Source organism: Pyxidicoccus sp. M15, from assembly GCF_056858435.1.
This window is the reverse complement of record NZ_CM166495.1, coordinates 8,323,209-8,339,301: the sequence shown is the minus strand read 5'-3', so window position 1 is coordinate 8,339,301 and position 16,093 is coordinate 8,323,209. Positions and strand designations below refer to the sequence as shown.

The 16,093-nt window shown below is 69.0% G+C and carries 13 protein-coding genes; 11 read left to right on the top strand and 2 right to left on the bottom strand.

Features of this window, described 5'->3' with window-relative positions:
* The first annotated feature begins 19 nt into the window (after nt 1-19).
* The 11 genes from lysS (at nt 20) to ACX9TP_RS30670 (ending at nt 12,806) form a co-directional block, all read left to right on the top strand.
* Nucleotides 20-1,549 carry a lysine--tRNA ligase gene (gene lysS / locus ACX9TP_RS30720; protein ID WP_482974190.1) on the top strand — a complete coding sequence of 510 codons (1,530 nt, stop codon included), beginning with the start codon at nt 20-22 and terminating at the stop codon, nt 1,547-1,549.
* 12 nt (nt 1,550-1,561) lie between these two features.
* Nucleotides 1,562-3,964 (top strand): FtsX-like permease family protein, encoded by a 2,403-nt coding sequence (locus ACX9TP_RS30715; RefSeq protein WP_482974189.1) that lies wholly within the window; start codon nt 1,562-1,564, stop codon nt 3,962-3,964.
* 2 nt (nt 3,965-3,966) lie between these two features.
* A complete protein-coding gene (locus ACX9TP_RS30710) occupies nt 3,967-4,641 on the top strand; it encodes an ABC transporter ATP-binding protein (protein WP_482974188.1) in 675 nt (224 codons plus the stop codon).
* Nucleotides 4,642-4,735: 94 nt separating this feature from the next.
* Nucleotides 4,736-7,210 (top strand): outer membrane protein assembly factor BamA, encoded by a 2,475-nt coding sequence (gene bamA / locus ACX9TP_RS30705; RefSeq protein ID WP_482974187.1) that lies wholly within the window; start codon nt 4,736-4,738, stop codon nt 7,208-7,210.
* Nucleotides 7,211-7,318: 108 nt separating this feature from the next.
* On the top strand, nt 7,319-7,888 hold the full coding sequence (locus ACX9TP_RS30700; protein ID WP_482974186.1) for an OmpH/Skp family outer membrane protein: 570 nt from the start codon (nt 7,319-7,321) through the stop codon (nt 7,886-7,888).
* A gap of 11 nt (nt 7,889-7,899) precedes the next feature.
* Nucleotides 7,900-8,964, top strand: a complete 1,065-nt coding sequence (gene lpxD, locus ACX9TP_RS30695) for a UDP-3-O-(3-hydroxymyristoyl)glucosamine N-acyltransferase (protein WP_482974185.1) — start codon at nt 7,900-7,902, stop codon at nt 8,962-8,964.
* Entirely contained in the window at nt 8,964-9,425 is a 462-nt protein-coding gene (fabZ, locus tag ACX9TP_RS30690; protein ID WP_482974184.1) for a 3-hydroxyacyl-ACP dehydratase FabZ, read from the top strand. The genes lpxD and fabZ overlap by 1 nt, the downstream gene beginning before the upstream one ends.
* A gap of 26 nt (nt 9,426-9,451) precedes the next feature.
* Nucleotides 9,452-10,228: an acyl-ACP--UDP-N-acetylglucosamine O-acyltransferase gene (lpxA, locus tag ACX9TP_RS30685; RefSeq protein ID WP_482974183.1), complete on the top strand. Its 777-nt coding sequence runs from the start codon at nt 9,452-9,454 to the stop codon at nt 10,226-10,228.
* Between the two features lie 29 nt (nt 10,229-10,257).
* Nucleotides 10,258-11,064 (top strand): LpxI family protein, encoded by an 807-nt coding sequence (locus ACX9TP_RS30680; RefSeq protein ID WP_482982246.1) that lies wholly within the window; start codon nt 10,258-10,260, stop codon nt 11,062-11,064.
* A gap of 225 nt (nt 11,065-11,289) precedes the next feature.
* Nucleotides 11,290-12,312 carry an OmpA family protein gene (locus tag ACX9TP_RS30675; protein WP_482982245.1) on the top strand — a complete coding sequence of 341 codons (1,023 nt, stop codon included), beginning with the start codon at nt 11,290-11,292 and terminating at the stop codon, nt 12,310-12,312.
* A gap of 26 nt (nt 12,313-12,338) precedes the next feature.
* Nucleotides 12,339-12,806, top strand: coding sequence for a hypothetical protein (locus ACX9TP_RS30670; RefSeq protein WP_482974182.1), 468 nt, complete (start codon nt 12,339-12,341; stop codon nt 12,804-12,806).
* A 6-nt stretch (nt 12,807-12,812) separates the two neighbouring features.
* Here the strand turns inward: ACX9TP_RS30670 and ACX9TP_RS30665 are convergent, their stop codons facing one another.
* Nucleotides 12,813-14,774 carry a tetratricopeptide repeat protein gene (locus ACX9TP_RS30665; RefSeq protein ID WP_482974181.1) on the bottom strand — a complete coding sequence of 654 codons (1,962 nt, stop codon included), beginning with the start codon at nt 14,772-14,774 and terminating at the stop codon, nt 12,813-12,815.
* 2 nt (nt 14,775-14,776) lie between these two features.
* Entirely contained in the window at nt 14,777-16,063 is a 1,287-nt protein-coding gene (locus ACX9TP_RS30660) for a site-2 protease family protein (RefSeq protein ID WP_482974180.1), read from the bottom strand.
* Nucleotides 16,064-16,093: the final 30 nt, after the last annotated feature.

The window sequence follows — 16,093 nt, the reverse complement described above, 5'->3', positions numbered from 1 at the left end:
GCCTTTGCAGGGGCGCGCCATGGCTGAAGAACAGAACAACGACACCGGGTCCAAGGAGCAGGAGATCTACGACCAGCGGCTGGAGAAGGCCGCCAGGTGGAGCAAGGCCGGCTTCAACCCGTATGGCAACGGCTACCGGCCCCAGCACCTGGCCGCGGACATCCACGCCCGGCACGCCACCCAGTCCACTGAAGAACTGGACGCCTCGCCCACCGTCTACGACGTCGCCGGTCGCGTCGTCGCCATGCGCTCGTTCGGCAAGGCCGCCTTCATCAAGCTGAGGGACAGGTCCGGCGAAATCCAGGTCCACATGAAGAAGGACGCCCTGGGTGACGACTACGAGGTCTTCAAGCTCGCCGACCTGGGTGACTTCCTCGCCGCCACCGGCCCCGTCTTCCGCTCCAAGACGGGCGAGCTGACGCTGTCCGCGACGAAGTTCGTTCCGCTCACCAAGTCCCTCCGGCCCCTGCCGGAGAAGTGGCACGGCCTCACGGACGTCGAAATCCGCTACCGCCAGCGCTACCTGGACATGGTCTCCAACCCGGACGTGAAGGCCACGTTCCTCAAGCGCACGAAGCTCGTCCGCTTCATCCGGGACTTCCTCGACACCCGGGACTTCGTCGAGGTGGAGACGCCGATGATGCACTCGCTCGTCTCGGGCGCGGCGGCGCGGCCCTTCTCCACGCACCACAACGCGCTCGACATCGACCTGTTCATGCGCATCGCCCCGGAGCTGCATCTCAAGCGCCTGGTGGTGGGCGGCATGGAGCGCGTCTACGAAATCAACCGCAACTTCCGCAACGAAGGCATCAGCACCCGGCACAACCCCGAGTTCACGATGCTGGAGTTCTATCAGGCGTACGCCACGTACGAGGACCTGATGGACCTCACCGAGGAGATGCTCTCCGCCGCGGCGAAGGCCGTCACCGGCGACACGAAGGTGAAGTACGGCGAGCACGTGCTGGACTTCGGCAAGGGCTGGAAGCGCATCTCCATGACGGAGGCCATCCGCGAGGCGGTGGGCGGCGCGCTGTCCGACAAGGACATGATGGACGCGGACCGGCTCCGCGCCGAGCTGCTCAAGACGTCCCACGCGGAGTCCGAGCGGCGGGCCATCGACGCCATGAACCACGGCGAGCTGGTGGGCGCGCTCTTCGAGCACCACGTCGAGGGCAGCCTCGTCCATCCCACCTTCATCACCCATTTCCCCACCGCCATCTCCCCGCTCGCCCGCCGCAACGACGCGAATCCGGAAGTCACGGACCGGTTCGAGCTGTATGTGGCGGGGCGGGAAATCGCGAACGCCTTCTCCGAGCTGAACGACCCGCTGGACCAGAAGGGCCGCTTCATGGCCCAGCTGGAGGCGAAGCAGCGGGGCCAGCAGGAGACGATGGACTACGACGAAGACTACATCCGCGCCCTCGAGCACGGCATGCCGCCCACGGCCGGTGAGGGCATCGGGATTGATCGGCTCGCCATGCTGTTCACGGATTCCCAGAGCATTCGCGACGTCATTCTTTTCCCCCTCCTCAAGCCACTGGCGAAGTAGCCAGGAGGCCTCGTGCACTCGGCCGAACGGCGTACCGTCCATCGCTGGAGTTTCATCTGGACCGGGGCCCTCGTGGCCCTGGTGGGCTTCATCCTGCTCGGGGTGGCCATCTCCTCATCCCAGGCCTGGGCGGAGGTGAGCGCCGCCCTGGGGCTGTCCCTCCTCGGGTGGGGCGGGGTGCTCCAGGTGTTCGACGCCGCCGTGCTGCTCCCCGTCCAGTCCGCCACGGGCGGGGCCGGCGCGCAGGGCAGCACCGGCATGCTGCTGTCCGGCACGCTCGCCTGGCTGGCGGGCTGGGGGCTCATCGCCGCCGGCATCCGACGCACCACCGGTCCTGGCGAGGGCCCCAGCCCGGCCGCGGGGGCCCCGCTGTATCCGCGCCTGGCGCGCTACCGCGACTTCTACTGGAGCACGCTGGGCGCCTACGGCGGCGGCGTCCTCCTGGCGGAGGTGGCCCTCATCCTCCTGCAGACGGTGCTCTCCAGCGGCGTGCCGTCCACGGAAGTGGGCAGCGCGGCGCAGAATGCCGGCGGGGGCCTGGCCCTGCCGCCCACCGGGGCCTTCGCCATCTCCCTGGTGGTGGCGTGCGCGGTGGCCTTCGTCTGCGGCTTCATCGGCGCCTCGCGCGCGCAGCGGCTGTCGCTGCCCGAGGCCACCATCGGCGTGCTCTACCTCGGCCTGCCCATCCCCATCGTCCTCACGCTGATGGAGCGGGTGCCCGCGCTGCAGCTGGCGCTCGGCTACCGGCTGCGCGAGGTGACGTACGTGGCGGGCCTGCTCGGCCGCCCGGAGCTGGCGTACTGGCTGGTCTTCACCGCGCTGGTGCTGGCGCTGGTGCTGGGCATCAACACCGGCTTCATCGCCGCCGGCAGCGGCCGGGTGGACCTGAAGCTGGGCTTCGAGCTGTTCGTCGCGCGCCGCCACGTGGCGGTGTTCCGCCCGTCGCTGCTGCTGGGCACGCTGGCGGTGCTGCTGTTCGGCATCATCCCGCCGCTGCTCATCTACTTCATCATCCGCTCGGCGGAAGCCGCCGTGGAGCGCACCCGCATCCGCGCGCTCGGCATGGCGGACCCGCTGGCCGCGGCCTCGGACCTCAACCGGCTGAAGCTGCGTGAGCAGTCGCCCACCATGATGATGACCGCGCTGTCCGTGGGCGGCGTCGGCGTGGGCGTCATGGCGCTCATCATCGTCCTGTCGGTGATGAGCGGCTTCGAGGCCGACCTCCAGCAGAAGATTCTCGGCACCAACGCGCACGCGGTGGTGTCCAAGTACGCGGGCGAGCTGCCCGAGTACCCGAAGGTCATGGAGTCCATCGGCCGGGTGCCCGGCGTGGTGGGCCAGACGCCCTTCATCATCAACCAGGTGATGATTGCCTCCGAGGGCAACGTCGACGGCGTCATCATCAAGGGCATCGACCCGGAGACGGTGGGCTCGGTGACGGACCTGCCGAACTACCTCCTCGGCGGCGGCAAGCTCGAGATCCTCTACACGCCGGAGAAGATCCTCAACCGCGGCCTCCCCGAGGAGGACGACGGCGCCTCGCCCGCGGGCGGCAGCGGCACGGAGGCCGGCGCCGAGGACGACATCATCCGCCGCACCGGCAAGCCGGCGAAGCCCGCGGTGCTGCCGGGCATCATCGTCGGTCGCGAGCTGGCGGCCTCGCTGCGCGTGGTGGTGGGGGACCGGGTGAACGTGGTGTCCCCGCTCGGTACCGAGCTGGGCCCGTCCGGGCCCATTCCGAAGAGCCGCGCCTTCCGCGTCGCGGGCATCTTCTACTCGGGCATGTACGAGTACGACTCCAAGTTCGTCTACATCCTGCTCAAGGAGGCGCAGAACTTCTTCGAGGTCCAGGGCGCCTCCGGCATCGAGCTGAAGGTCGCGGACATCGACGACGCGCGCCGCATCGCCGGGCAGGTGGTGAAGGTGCTGGGCGGCTATCCCTACCGGGCACGGGACTGGGGGGAGATGAACAAGAACCTCTTCTCCGCGCTGCGCCTGGAGAAGCTGGTGATGGGCATCATCCTGTCCATCATCATCGTCGTGGCCGCCGGCCTCATCGTCGCCACCGTCATCATGCTGGTGCTGGAGAAGCGCAAGGAGATCTCCGTCCTCAAGGCGCTGGGCGTCTCCGACGGCGGCATCGTGAAGATCTTCCTCGCCGAAGGCCTCCAGATTGGCGTGGCGGGGGGCCTGCTGGGCCTGTTCTCCGGGCTCGCCTGGTGCGTCTTCATCGAGAAGGTGGGCATCAAGCTGGACCCGGAGGTCTATTACATTCCCGCGCTGCCGGTGCGCATCGAGCCCGTGCAGACCGCGCTGGCCGTCGTCATCGCGGTGCTCGTCACCTACCTCGCCTCCATCTACCCGGCCCTCAAGGCCAGCAGCGTGGAGCCGGTGGAAGGCCTCAAGGCGGAGTAGCCATGGCGCTGTTGTCCATCCGCAATGTCTTCAAGAGCTACTTCCTGCATGGCAAGCGCATCGACGTGCTGCGCGGCGTGTCGCTGGACATCGAGAAGGGCTCGCTCGTCTCGCTGATTGGCGCGTCCGGTGCCGGCAAGAGCACCTTCCTCCATGTCCTGGGCACCCTGGACGCACCGGCCGCCGGCGAGGTGATGTTCGACGGCCGCTCCGTCTTCTCCATGAACGACGCGGAGATCGCCGAGTTCCGCAACCGCACCATCGGCTTCGTCTTCCAGAGCCACTTCCTGCTGCCGGAGTTCACCGCCCTGGAGAACGTGGCCATGCCGGCCCTCATCCAGCGCCAGGAGCGCACCGGCGCCTATGCCTACGCCCGCGAGCTGCTGGAGCGGGTGGGGCTGGGCCAGCGCGTGGACCACCGCCCCGGCGAGCTGTCCGGCGGCGAGGCCCAGCGCGTGGCCCTGGCCCGGGCCCTGGTGCTCAAGCCCGCCGTCCTGCTCGCCGACGAGCCGACCGGCAACCTGGACCCGGCCACCGGCGAGGGCATCCACCAGCTCCTGCGCGAGGTAAACCGGGATTTGGGCATCACCGCCGTGGTGGTCACCCACAACGAGACGCTTGCCCGCTCCATGCCCCGCCGTCTGAGGCTGGCCGGGGGCGAGGTGTCGGAGGCGTGATGACCCGTTGCTTTTGGATTGAGGGACTCGCGCCCCTTCCCGTACATTGCCCCGCCTTTTCCTGGCCGGTCTCCCCTTGAGGCTCCCCGTTCTGTTGCGCAAGTCACTGCTCCCGCTGCTGGCGGTCGCCCTGTTCTCCCTCGTGCCCGGAAGTGTCCGGGCCCAGGTGGACGGAGGTGTGCCCGCTCCCGCGCCCGTTCCGGCGGTGACCTCTCCCTCTGCTCTCTCCCTGGAGCCCGGTGACGCGGGCACCCCGGAGCCGGCTCCGGCCCCCGAAGTCGCCCCCCCCGGGGACGCCCCCGCCTCCGCGGATGACGAGAACCGGGTGGTGGAGATTCGCGTCGAGGGCAACAAGCGCGTGGAGGCCGAGGCCATCCGCCGCGCCCTGCGCACCAAGGTGGGCCAGGCCCTGCTGCCCGCCAACACCGCGCAGGACCTGCGCGCCGTCTGGGCCCTGGGCTACTTCCAGAACGTGGAGCTGCTCGTCCAGCGGCTGCCCAGGGGCGTGGCCTACGTCGTCCGCGTCGAGGAGCGGCCCGTCATCCGGCTCGTGCAGCTGCAGGGCAACGAGGAGCTGAGCCAGGAGGACCTGAAGGAGGACATCGACGTCAAGCCCAACACCATCCTGGACATGGAGACGGTGCGCTCCAGCGTGGGGAAGATCCAGGCGAAGTACGTGGAGAAGGGCTACTTCCTCGCCGAGGTCACCCACCAGCTCAAGCCCGTGCCGGACAGCCCCGGCAGCGTGGACGTCGTCTTCGTGACGAACGAGCGCGCCAAGGTGATGGTCAAGCAGATCACCTTCCTCGGCGCGGAGAAGGTCCCCGCGGACGTGCTGAAGGAGACGATGATCACCCGCGAGGGTGGCTTCTTCTCCTTCTTCACCGGCGAGGGCACCTACCGCCAGGAGGCCTTCGAGCGCGACCTCCAGGTCATCCAGTTCGCCTACTTCGACCGCGGCTTCATCAACGTCCGGGTGGACAAGCCCTCCGTCCAGCTCTCCGCGGACAAGCGCTTCATCTACATCACCATCCGCGTCACCGAGGGCGAGGCCTACGACATCGGGAAGATCGACTTCTCCGGTGACGTGCTCCCCGACGTGTCCAAGGAGACGATGGCGTCGCTGATGCGCTCGCGCACCGGGGCGCGCTTCAACCGCACCCAGCTGTCGCAGGACATCGTCTCCGTCTCGGACGTCTACTACGACCGCGGCTACGCCTACGCGAACATCAACCCCGTCACCAGCGTCAACGCGGACAACAAGACGGTGGACCTGACCTTCGACGTGCAGAAGGGCCCCCAGGTCACCGTCGAGCGCATCGAAGTCGTGGGCAACAGCAAGACCCGCGACAAGGTCATCCGCCGCGAGCTGCGCATCTACGAGGGTGAGCTCTACAGCGGCACCGGCGTGCGCCGCAGCCGCGAGCGCGTCACCGCCCTGGGCTTCTTCGAGACGGTGGAAATCACCCAGCGCCCCGGCAGCCAGGACGACACCATCGTCCTGCAGGTGGAGGTGAAGGAGAAGGCCACCGGCACCTTCCAGGTGGGCCTCGGCTTCTCCAACGTGGAGAACTTCATCTTCACGGCGCAGATCTCCCAGAACAACTTCCTGGGCTGGGGCCAGAGCGTCTCCGCGTCCGCCCAGATTTCAGGCCTGCGCTCGCTGGTGCAGCTGTCCTTCTATGACCCGTACTTCCTGGACACGAACTACCTGCTGTCGACGGAGTTCTTCCGCGTCCAGGCGGACTACGAGGGCTTCATCCGCAACTCCACCGGTGGCAGCGTCTCCATCGGCTACCAGTTCGTGGACGACCTGCTGGGCACCGTCGGCTACTCGCGTGAGTGGGTGGACGTGGAGGCGGGGCAGAACCTGGGCGCGGTGCTCCTGGCCAACCAGTTCCTGTCCGGCGTCACCAGCGCGCTGCGCCTGTCGCTGTCGTTCGACCGGCGCGACAACCGCCTGTTCCCCTCGCGCGGCTTCATCCACTACGGCTCGGTGGAGACGGCCCCGTCCTTCCTGGGCGGCACGTTCCTCTTCAACCGGTACACCGCGTACTCGCGCCTGTACTTCCCCATGCCGCTGGGCTTCGTCTTCAAGACCAACGCCACCATCGGCTACATCCAGCAGCTGGACCAGGACAAGCCGCTGCCCATCTCCGAGCTCTACTACGTCGGTGGCATCAACAGCGTCCGCGGCTACTACCTGCGTAGCATCAGCCCCTCGGTGAAGGTGCCCCGCTCCGGCAACCCGGACGCCACCACCACGGACTTCCTGGTGGGCGGCAACAAGCAGCTCGTCTTCAACTTCGAGCTGGAATTCCCCATCTTCGAGAAGGCCGGCCTGCGCGGCGTGCTCTTCTATGACGCGGGCAACTCCTTCGGGACGACCGAGCGCTTCTTCCAGGACAAGCAGGACAAGCTGCCGCTCGGCCTCTTCCACTCGGCCGGCTTCGGCTTCCGGTGGTTCTCGCCCATTGGCCCCCTGCGCTTCGAGTGGGGTATCCCGCTCACCAGGCGGCCGGAAGACGACCGCATCCTGTTCGAGTTCACTATCGGCAACTTCTTCTGATAAGCCCTTGCTCCGCTTCTTCCCGGCTCCATGCCCCTCCAGGGGGGAATTGAACAAGCCCGGGGGCCTGCCGTCGGAGCCTGTAACCTTCCCTAGGAGCTGTTGAACATGTCGCTTCGCACCACCCTCGCGGCCGCGGCCGCTGTCGTTTCGCTCGCCCTGCCGGTGGCTGCCTCCGCCGAGCAGAAGATCGCCTTCGTGGATCTGCAGCGCGTCCTGCTCGAGGTGGATGACGGCAAGGCCGCCAAGGCCCGCCTCCAGAAGTGGCTGGATGAGCGCCAGAAGGAAATCGACCGGGAGCAGGACGCCCTCCGCAAGGAGAAGGAGATGCTGGACAAGCAGGCCAGCGCCATGAGCCCGGACGCCAAGGCGCAGAAGGAGGCGGAGCTCCAGCGCAAGGTGATGGTGCTCGCGCAGAAGTGGGAGAAGAGCCGCGCCGAGGCCGCCAACAAGGAGCGGCAGGAGATGGAGCCCATCGTCGGGAAGATCGACCAGGTCATCGCCGGCCTCGCCGAGCGTGACGACCTGGCCTTCGTCCTGGAGAAGCGCGACTCGGGCCTCGTCTTCGCCCGCTCGCAGCACGACATCTCCAACGAGGTCATCCGCGCGTACAACTCGGCGAAGAAGCCCGCCTCGGCGCCGAAGGACGCGCCGACCAAGGACGCTCCGAAGAAGTAGTCGGCTCCCCCGTGCAGACCCCCTCGACCCCCCGACGGCTCGGGGAGCTTGCCGCCCACGTGGGCGGTGAGCTCCTCGGAGACTCCCAGCAGCTCATCCACGGACTCAACGGGCTCGAGGAAGCGGGCCCGGGGGACGTGTCCTTCTACGGCAACGTCCGCTACCGGCGGCAGTTCGAGGCCACCCGCGCCTCCGCCGTCCTGGTGGGCACCGACACGCCGCCCCGTGACGGGGTGGCGCTCGTGCGCGTGCCCAACCCGCACCTGGCCTACGCGAAGCTGCTGGCCCTGTTCCACCCGCCCTCGCTCCCGTCCCCGGGCGTGCGTCCCGGCGCGTGGGTGCACCCGGACGCCACCGTCCACCCGGAGGCCGCGGTGCTGCCCGGCGCCTCCGTGGACAAGGGCGCCTCCGTGGGCGCGCGCACGGTGCTGTACCCCGGCGCCTACGTGGGCGAGCACGCCCGCGTGGGTGACGACTGCATCCTGTACCCCAATGTCACGGTGCGCGAGCGCTGCATCCTCGGCGCGCGCGTCATCCTCCACGCCTCCAGCGTGGTGGGCGCGGACGGCTTTGGCTTTGCCTTCGACCCGGAAGGGGCGCAGGGGCCGGAGCACTTCAAGATTCCCCAGGTGGGCATCGTCCGCATCGAGGACGACGTCGAAGTCGGGGCCTGCACCTGCATCGACCGCGCGACGGTGGGTGAGACGGTGGTGGGCCGCGGCACGAAGCTCGACAACCTGGTGCAGATTGCCCACAACGTGAAGGTGGGCCCGCTGTCGCTCATCTGCGCGCAGGCCGGCGTGTCCGGCTCCGCGGAGATTGGCACCGGCGTGGTGCTGGCCGGGCAGGTGGGCGTGGTGGGCCACATCCGCGTGGGCGACCTGGCCAAGGTCGGCGCCCAGTCTGGCGTGGCGCACGACGTGGAGGACGGACAGGTGGTGAGCGGCAGTCCGGCCGTGCCCCACCGCGACTGGCTGAGGGCCAGCGCCGCGGCGGGACAGGTGGCGGACCTGCTCAAGGAAGTGCGCGCCCTGCGCCGCAGGGTGGAGACGCTCGAGAAGGAGAAGGGGGAGTGATGGACATCCAAGAGATCCAGAACCTGCTGCCGCACCGGTACCCGTTCCTCCTCATCGACCGGGTGGTGGAGATCATCCCCGGTCAGAAGCTGACGGCGTACAAGAACGTCACCATCAACGAGCCCTTCTTCAACGGCCACTTTCCCGGCCAGCCGGTCATGCCGGGGGTGCTCATCCTGGAGGCGCTGGCCCAGGCCATGGCCATCCTCGCCTACAAGAGCGAGGGCATGGACCCGAACCGCAAGCTCACCTACCTGATGGGCGTGGACGGCGCGCGCTTCCGCAAGCCGGTGCTGCCCGGCGACAGGCTGCAGCTCGCGATTGAAGTGGTCCGTCACAAGGGCTCGGTGTGGAAGACGAAGGGCACGGCGACGGTGGACGGCGTGAGGGTCGCCGAGGGCGAGTTCCTGGCCACCGTCGTGGACAAGAACGCCAAGGCGGAAGAGAGCACGGCGTCCTGACCGCCGCGCGAGCAATAGGAGAGGTCATGGCTCAGGTTCATCCCACCGCGGTGGTCCATCCCGGCGCCCGGCTTCATGCGTCGGTCGAGGTCGGGCCCTACTCGGTCATCGGTCCGCAGGTGACGCTCGGCGAGGGCACGCGCGTGGCCTCGCATGTCGTCATCGAGGGCCGCACGACGCTGGGCGCGCGCAACCGCATCTTCCAGTTCACCTCCATTGGCGCGGACCCGCAGGACTTGAAGTACGCGGGCGAGGACACCGAGCTCGTGCTCGGGGACGACAACCAGGTCCGCGAGTTCGTCACCCTGCACAAGGGCACGGCGGGCGGCGGCGGCGCCACGCGCATCGGCAGCGGCAACCTCTTCATGGCCAACAGCCACGTGGCGCACGACTGCGTCGTGGGCAACGGCTGCCGCATCGGCAACGGCTCCGCGCTGGCGGGGCACGTGACGATGGAGGACCACGTCATCATCAGTGGCCTCGCGGCGGTGCACCAGTTCACCCGGCTGGGCAAGCACGCCTTCATCTCCGGCGGCGCCATGGTGACCATGGACATCCCGCCCTACGCCACGGCGCAGGGAGACAGGGCGGAGTTGGTGGGGCTGAACACGGTGGGCCTGGAGCGCAGCGGCCACTCCAAGGAGCAGATCGAGCGCATCAAGGAGGCCCACCGCATCCTGTTCCGCTCGAAGCTGGGCCTGCAGGACGCGCTGGCCCGGCTGCGCACGGAGCTGGGCGGCCACCCCGAGGTGGACCACCTCATCGACTTCGTCCTGCAGAGCAAGCGCGGCCTGACGCGCTAGGGCCCGTGGCCATGGAAGGAGCGTCGGCGGTGGAGCGCATCGGCCTCATCGCGGGCAACGGCCGGCTGCCCTTCCTCTTCGCGCGCGCGGCGCGTGCGCGGGGCCTGGAGGTGGTGGCCGTGGCGCACCGGGGGGAGACGGACCCGGCGCTGGCCTCGGAAGTGGCCCTCCTCACCTGGGTGCGGGTGGGGCAGGTGGACCGCATCCAGAAGGCCTTCCGCGAGGCCGGCGTGAAGCAGGCCGCCATGGCGGGCGGCATCGGCCGGGTGCGGGCGCTGGCGGAGGCCCGGCCGGACCTGGGCGCGGTGCGCATCATCTCCAAGCTGCGCAGCTTCCGGGACGACTCGCTCCTGCGCGCGGTGGCCGCGGACTTCGAGGCGCGCGGCGTCACCATCATCGCCCCCACGGACTTCCTCGGCGAGGTGCTGTGCCCCGAGGGGCACCTGGCCGGGCCGAAGCTCCACCCGGCGCAGGAGAAGGACGTGGCGCTGGGGCGCGAGGTGGCGGTGCTGCTGGGGCAGGCGGATGTGGGCCAGACGGTGGTGGTGCACAACGGCCACGTGCTCGCGCTGGAGGCGGTGGAGGGCACGGATGAGACCATCCGCCGGGGCGGCAAGCTGGGCGGTGGCGGCGGCGCGGTGGTGGTGAAGCGCTGCAAGCCGCAGCAGGACTTGCGCTTCGACTTGCCGGCGGTGGGCCCCCGCACGCTGGACGTGATGAAGGAAGTGAGCGCGAAGGTGCTGGCGCTGGAGGTGGGGCGCACGGTGCTGCTGGACGCACCCGCCCTCTTCGCCGGGGCCGAGTCGGCGGGCATCACCATCGTCGGCGTGCCCTGAGCGGTGCGCGGCCGGCCCGGGGGTTGACGGGCCAGGAGCGGCTCGCCTGCCTGGCTGTTTCACCGGTGGCCCTGGCGTGGGTGAATACCGTCGCACCTCCAACGTCCCGTGTCGGGAGCGTTTCCCCCAGAGGAGCCTCGTCCTAGCCTGCCCAAGGAGGAGGAATCCACCCCACCGGGCCGCTGTTGGCCCGCTGCTCGTGACGCCGGAGGTCGACGCCGCGTGATGAACCCCCGCCTGCTGCTGCTCTGTGTGGCCCTGTGCTCGCCGCTGCCCGCGCTGGCGGACGCCATCCGCGTCTCGCTGGAAGGCCGCGCCGCGCTGGGGGAGAAGCTGCCCACGCTGCTCGTCCACATCGAGGAGCCCATCGCCGGCTTCGAGGTGAAGCTCAAGCGCAGCGATGGCAAGGAGCTGAACCTCAAGGGCGGCGGCAAGCCGGGCATCACCCGGCGCATCGAGCTGGAGCAGCCGGAGGGCCGCTTCCACTACGAGGGCGAACTGGTGGTGCGCTTCCCGGATGCGGAGGCCGGCAGCCTGCCGCTGTCCTTCGACACGGAGCTGTACGGCGCGCTGAAGCTGGAGGTCCGCAAGGAGGACGTGGACGTCGCGGGGCGCAAGCTGCGCTTCACGCTGAGCCGGCCGGCCGCACGGGTGGAGCTGACGGTGCTGATGGACACGGGGAAGAAGGCCTACATGGGCGACGTGTCCTTCAAGGGCGAGCCCGCGGGCACGCCGCTGGAGCTGACCTGGCCCGCGGAGGAGGGCCGGGTGATGAAGATTTCGCTCCGGGCCTTCGACACGTCGGAGTTCTACACGGGGCTGGATTTGTTCCCGTGGCAGGTGGACATCCCGCACGAGGAGGTGAACTTCGCCTCGGGCCGCGCGGACGTGCCGGCGGGAGAACGAAGCAAGCTGGACAAGAGCCACGCGCTCATCACCGAGGCGCTGTCGAAGTACGGCCGCTTCGCGGCGCTGCGGCTGTACGTGCTGGGCCACACGGACACGGTGGGCGCGACGGCGGCCAACCGGGAGCTGTCGCTCGAGCGGGCGCGCAGCCTGGCCGCGTACTTCCGGAAACGGGGCCTGAAGGTCCCGGTGTTCTACGAGGGGTTTGGCGAGCAGTCGCTCGCGGTGCAGACGCCGGACGAGACGGCGGAGGTGGGCAACCGCCGCGCCGAGTACATCATCGCCGTGGAGGATCCGACGCTCCAGCAGGCGCCGTACCCCCCACGTTGGCGGAAGTTGTGACGGTGAGCGACTTGAGGAGACGACGGATGAGCCGATTCCACCGGATGGCCTGGGCCGCACTCGGGCTGGGGCTGCTGGGCAGCACGGGCTGCGCGCACCACCCGGCACGCGTCGCGGTGTCGCACGAGGCGGAGGCGCAGAAGTGCCAGCTCCTGCAGTCGGTGCTGAAGGAGCCGACGCCGGCGCAGCTGGTGCGCGAGCTGGCCTCGGAGGGACGCGAGGAGCCCACGCCGGTGGTGGTCTTCGTGCGCCGCCCCGAGGAGTCGATGCTGGAGCGCTTCTTCGCGGGTGACGAGCCCCTGTGCGGGGACGGCACCTTCAAGGTGGTGCAGGAGAACGTGCTCGACGCCGTCGTCGTGTACCTGCAGGAGGTGCAGGACGGCTACGCGTACGACGCGCGCCGCGCAGGCCCCGAGGAGCTCTCCCTGGAGGGCAAACCCCAGGGGCTGGTGAAGCGCGAGGGCTCCGCCTGGGTGACGGCGAGCGGGTTGTAGCCCCGCTCACGCCGCCAGCAGCGCGTCCAGGCGCTGCTGCACGCTGGCCCGGTCCTCGGCGGCCGGGGCCATGCCCAGGTAGGTGTGCAGGTCGCGAGCCGCCTCTTCGCGCCGCTTCAGCTCGGCGAGGACGAGCGCCCGGTTCGTGTAGAAGTCCGCCATGGTCGGGGCCAGGGCAATGGCCGCATCCAGGTCCGCCAGCGCCTCGGGCAGCCGCTGCCGCGCGTAATGGAGGCTCGCGCGGTTGGCGAGCACCAGGGGCTGCGCGGGCTGGAGCGCGAGCGCGGCCGAATAGTCGGCCAGGGCCTCCTCCGTGCGCCCCAGCTCCTCGTGGGCCTGGGCGCGCCCCAGCAAGGCGAGCAGCCGGGACGGCTCCAGGTCCAGCGCGGTGGAGAAGTCGGCGACCGCCTCCTCCATGCGACCCATGGCCCTCAGGCACTGTCCCCGGTTGATGTGGACCTCGGCATACGGAGGGCTCAGCTCGATGGCCTGGTGGAAGTCCGCGAGCGCCTCCTCGCCCCTCCCGTTGCGCATCAGCAGGCAGCCCCGCTCGTTGAAATACTCGGAGTAGCCCGGGTCCATCTGGATGGCGGCGCTGTAGTGCGCGATGGCCTGCTCATCCGAGCCGAGCCCCGCGAGCACCTGGGCGATGTTGTAGAGCAGCACGGAGCGGTGGAGGTGGTGCTGGTCTGGCTTGAGACGCGCCTCGAGCTGCTCCAGGCCCGTCCTGCACAGCTCGATGGCTTCCTCCGACCGGCCCTGCCGGTTGCGGATGAACGCCAGCCCGTTGCGGTTGAAGACCCGCGTGAAGGCGCGGTTCTCATCCGACAGGCTGGCCTTCTCGATTTCCTCCAGCCCCAGGTCCAGGTAGTGCTCCGCGCGCGCCAGGTCCGGCTTGGCCTGGAACCGCCCGTAGAGCATGGCCAGCGTGTAGTAGAGCTTGGCCCGCAGATGCGGAGCCGTCGCCTCCACTTCCACCCGGGAGGCCAGGTCCAGGATTCGGTCGGTGGCCCTCAGCGCCGAGTAGCTGTTGAACAGGTTCCCCAGGACGGTCCAATAGGTGTCGGGATCACTCCGCGCCAGCCGCTGCACCTGGTCACGCAGTGGCTCGCCATAGCGGAGCGCGTCCTCGTAGAGGCCGTAGTGGTTGGCCAGCCGGAACGCCGTCACGCGGGTCTTGAACAGCCGGTCCTCCTGGCCTGCGGCCTGCCAGGCGCGCAGCAGCTCCGGCAGACGCATCTCCTGCTCCACCGCATCATCCTTGACCTGGGCCTCGAGCGCCTCGGCGTGCCGCAGGGCCTCTTCCGGTGGAAGCGGGGAGGGGGGCGGCCCTGACGGGAGCTCCAGCCGCGACGTGTGCACCGCCACGGGGCTGCGCGAGAGCCGCTTGAGGAGCGGCTCGGCCTGCCCCGGAGCCACCGTCAGCACCAGCCGCAAATCCAGGGGCTGGGCCCGGCGCCGCAAAAGCTCCAGGTAGAAGTGCTGGACCAGCATCCCCCCGCGGTCGAACGCGTCACACAAGATGACCCACGGCCCGCGCGGCGCCCGCTGCCGCCAGGCCGCCATCAGGTTGATGAGCCCCTGGGAGATGCGAAACACCCGGTCCGCCGGATAGTTGCGGACCCTTTCGTGGCTGAGCGCGCCCTCGGTCAGCGTCGTGTAGCGCGCCTTCATCTCCCGGCGCAGGGTGGGAAGCACGGCGAGCAGCTCGTAGTCGTGCCGCGTGAGCAGCTCTGGCGCCTCCTCGCGGAGCGTCGGCACGCTGGTGGCGAACAGCTCCCGCAGCCCGGCCCAGGGGCCGTGCAAATCCATGTCGCAGCTCACATCCCAGGCGCGTGCGCCCTGCCGCTGGGCCTCTTCACGCCACTGCTTGAGCAGGGCCTGCCGCTGCGCCCCGGGCTCCGCTTCCAGGACCAGCACCGAGGGGGACGCAAGCAGCGTTGAGAGGATTTCGCTCGAGGGTGTCATCGTCACTCCAATGCCACGGATGGGGATAGACCCGACGCCGCGCTCTTCCGGGCAGAGCGGCCACGCATCAGGCTGCGCAACCAGAGGAACATTCCCGTCCCCAGCGTGAACATGGCCAGCGTGCTCAGCATCAACGCGTCCACGAGCATGTGGAAGTGGTCTCCTGGCGAGCTCAAGACGCCGACCACGGAGCGGACGTAGGCGAACACGACGGGGAGCTGAATGCCAAACAGCACGGTGAATGCCACGGCCCTGCCCACCACCCAGAAGCCCGCATACGCGCGGATGACCGGGCGCTCCCTGGCGGGCACGGCGTCCAGTGGGTTGCCTGCCGGACGGGGGCGTCGCAACCACCCGCGCACGCTGTGCTTCAGGAAGGCCTCCGTGTCCCCCATCAGGTTCTTGCACCCGAAGAGGGTGACGAAGACACAGTAGAAGTCCGTGCGCAGGAAGAAGTGGAACTGCCACAGCATGCGGAACGCCAGCATGATGAGTGAAGCGCGCAGCAACCACTGCCCGGTAGGGGGAAGCTGCACCCAGCCCCGCGCGCTCGCGAAGAGCGACAGCAGCAGCAGGGCCGCGAGTACGAGGTCCAGGATGGGGCCCGCCAGGAAGGGCAGATATCGCTGGCGCCGCGGAATGGCCCACACGCCCGTCATGTCCGTCTCCGCCACGAGGATCCACAGCCGGTGGCCAATCCCCAAGCGGCAGGACACGCCCACGGCGCGAGCGGCAATCAGGTGCGCCATCTCATGGAGGAAGAGCATCACATAGCTCAACACCATCAACACGAGCACCGTGGCCGTCATGTTCCGCGACACGACGAGTGATGACCACCGTGGAAGGATGGTGGGCTCGACACAGATTGCCGCTATCGCCAGCGCGACGAGCAATCCATAGCCAGCGAGCGCCCAGGTGCTGAAGATGCGCTGCGCCAGGCGTTGGGGGAAGCCGGCGAAGTGATAACGCACCGGGGCGGCCTTCCGCGGCTCGCCGGCCTCGGGCGCCTTCGCAACCGGGGCCCGTGCCGCGTCGCGTAGGAAACCCCGCTGCTCCAGGGCCTGGATCAGTCCTTCTGAATCCGGCACCTCGCCGTACTTCGCGATGTAGAAAGCCTCGGCCTCGCCGAGTGTCTTTCCATTGCGGAGCTGGTCGATGAGCTCGACCGCGTCGGGAGGGAGGGCCAGGAAGATGCCCTGCTCGGGCAGGCCGATGATGACCTCGTCGCCGTCCGGTTGCTGCGTGTAGGGAGCGGTGACAAACGTCGACGTGGCTTGGTAAAGGCTCACGTGTGGGTCTCGTTGGCCTGTTTGGATAGA

Excerpts from the sequence above, each read along its gene's own strand:
- fabZ (WP_482974184.1), top strand. The coding sequence starts at position 8,964 with ATGGACATCCAAGAGATCCAGAACCTGCTGCCGCACCGGTACCCGTTC.
- lpxA (WP_482974183.1), top strand. The coding sequence starts at position 9,452 with ATGGCTCAGGTTCATCCCACCGCGGTGGTCCATCCCGGCGCCCGGCTT.
- ACX9TP_RS30665 (WP_482974181.1), bottom strand. The coding sequence starts at position 14,774 with ATGACACCCTCGAGCGAAATCCTCTCAACGCTGCTTGCGTCCCCCTCG.
- lysS (WP_482974190.1), top strand. The coding sequence starts at position 20 with ATGGCTGAAGAACAGAACAACGACACCGGGTCCAAGGAGCAGGAGATC.
- ACX9TP_RS30710 (WP_482974188.1), top strand. The coding sequence starts at position 3,967 with ATGGCGCTGTTGTCCATCCGCAATGTCTTCAAGAGCTACTTCCTGCAT.
- ACX9TP_RS30670 (WP_482974182.1), top strand. The coding sequence starts at position 12,339 with ATGAGCCGATTCCACCGGATGGCCTGGGCCGCACTCGGGCTGGGGCTG.
- ACX9TP_RS30675 (WP_482982245.1), top strand. The coding sequence starts at position 11,290 with ATGAACCCCCGCCTGCTGCTGCTCTGTGTGGCCCTGTGCTCGCCGCTG.
- ACX9TP_RS30700 (WP_482974186.1), top strand. The coding sequence starts at position 7,319 with ATGTCGCTTCGCACCACCCTCGCGGCCGCGGCCGCTGTCGTTTCGCTC.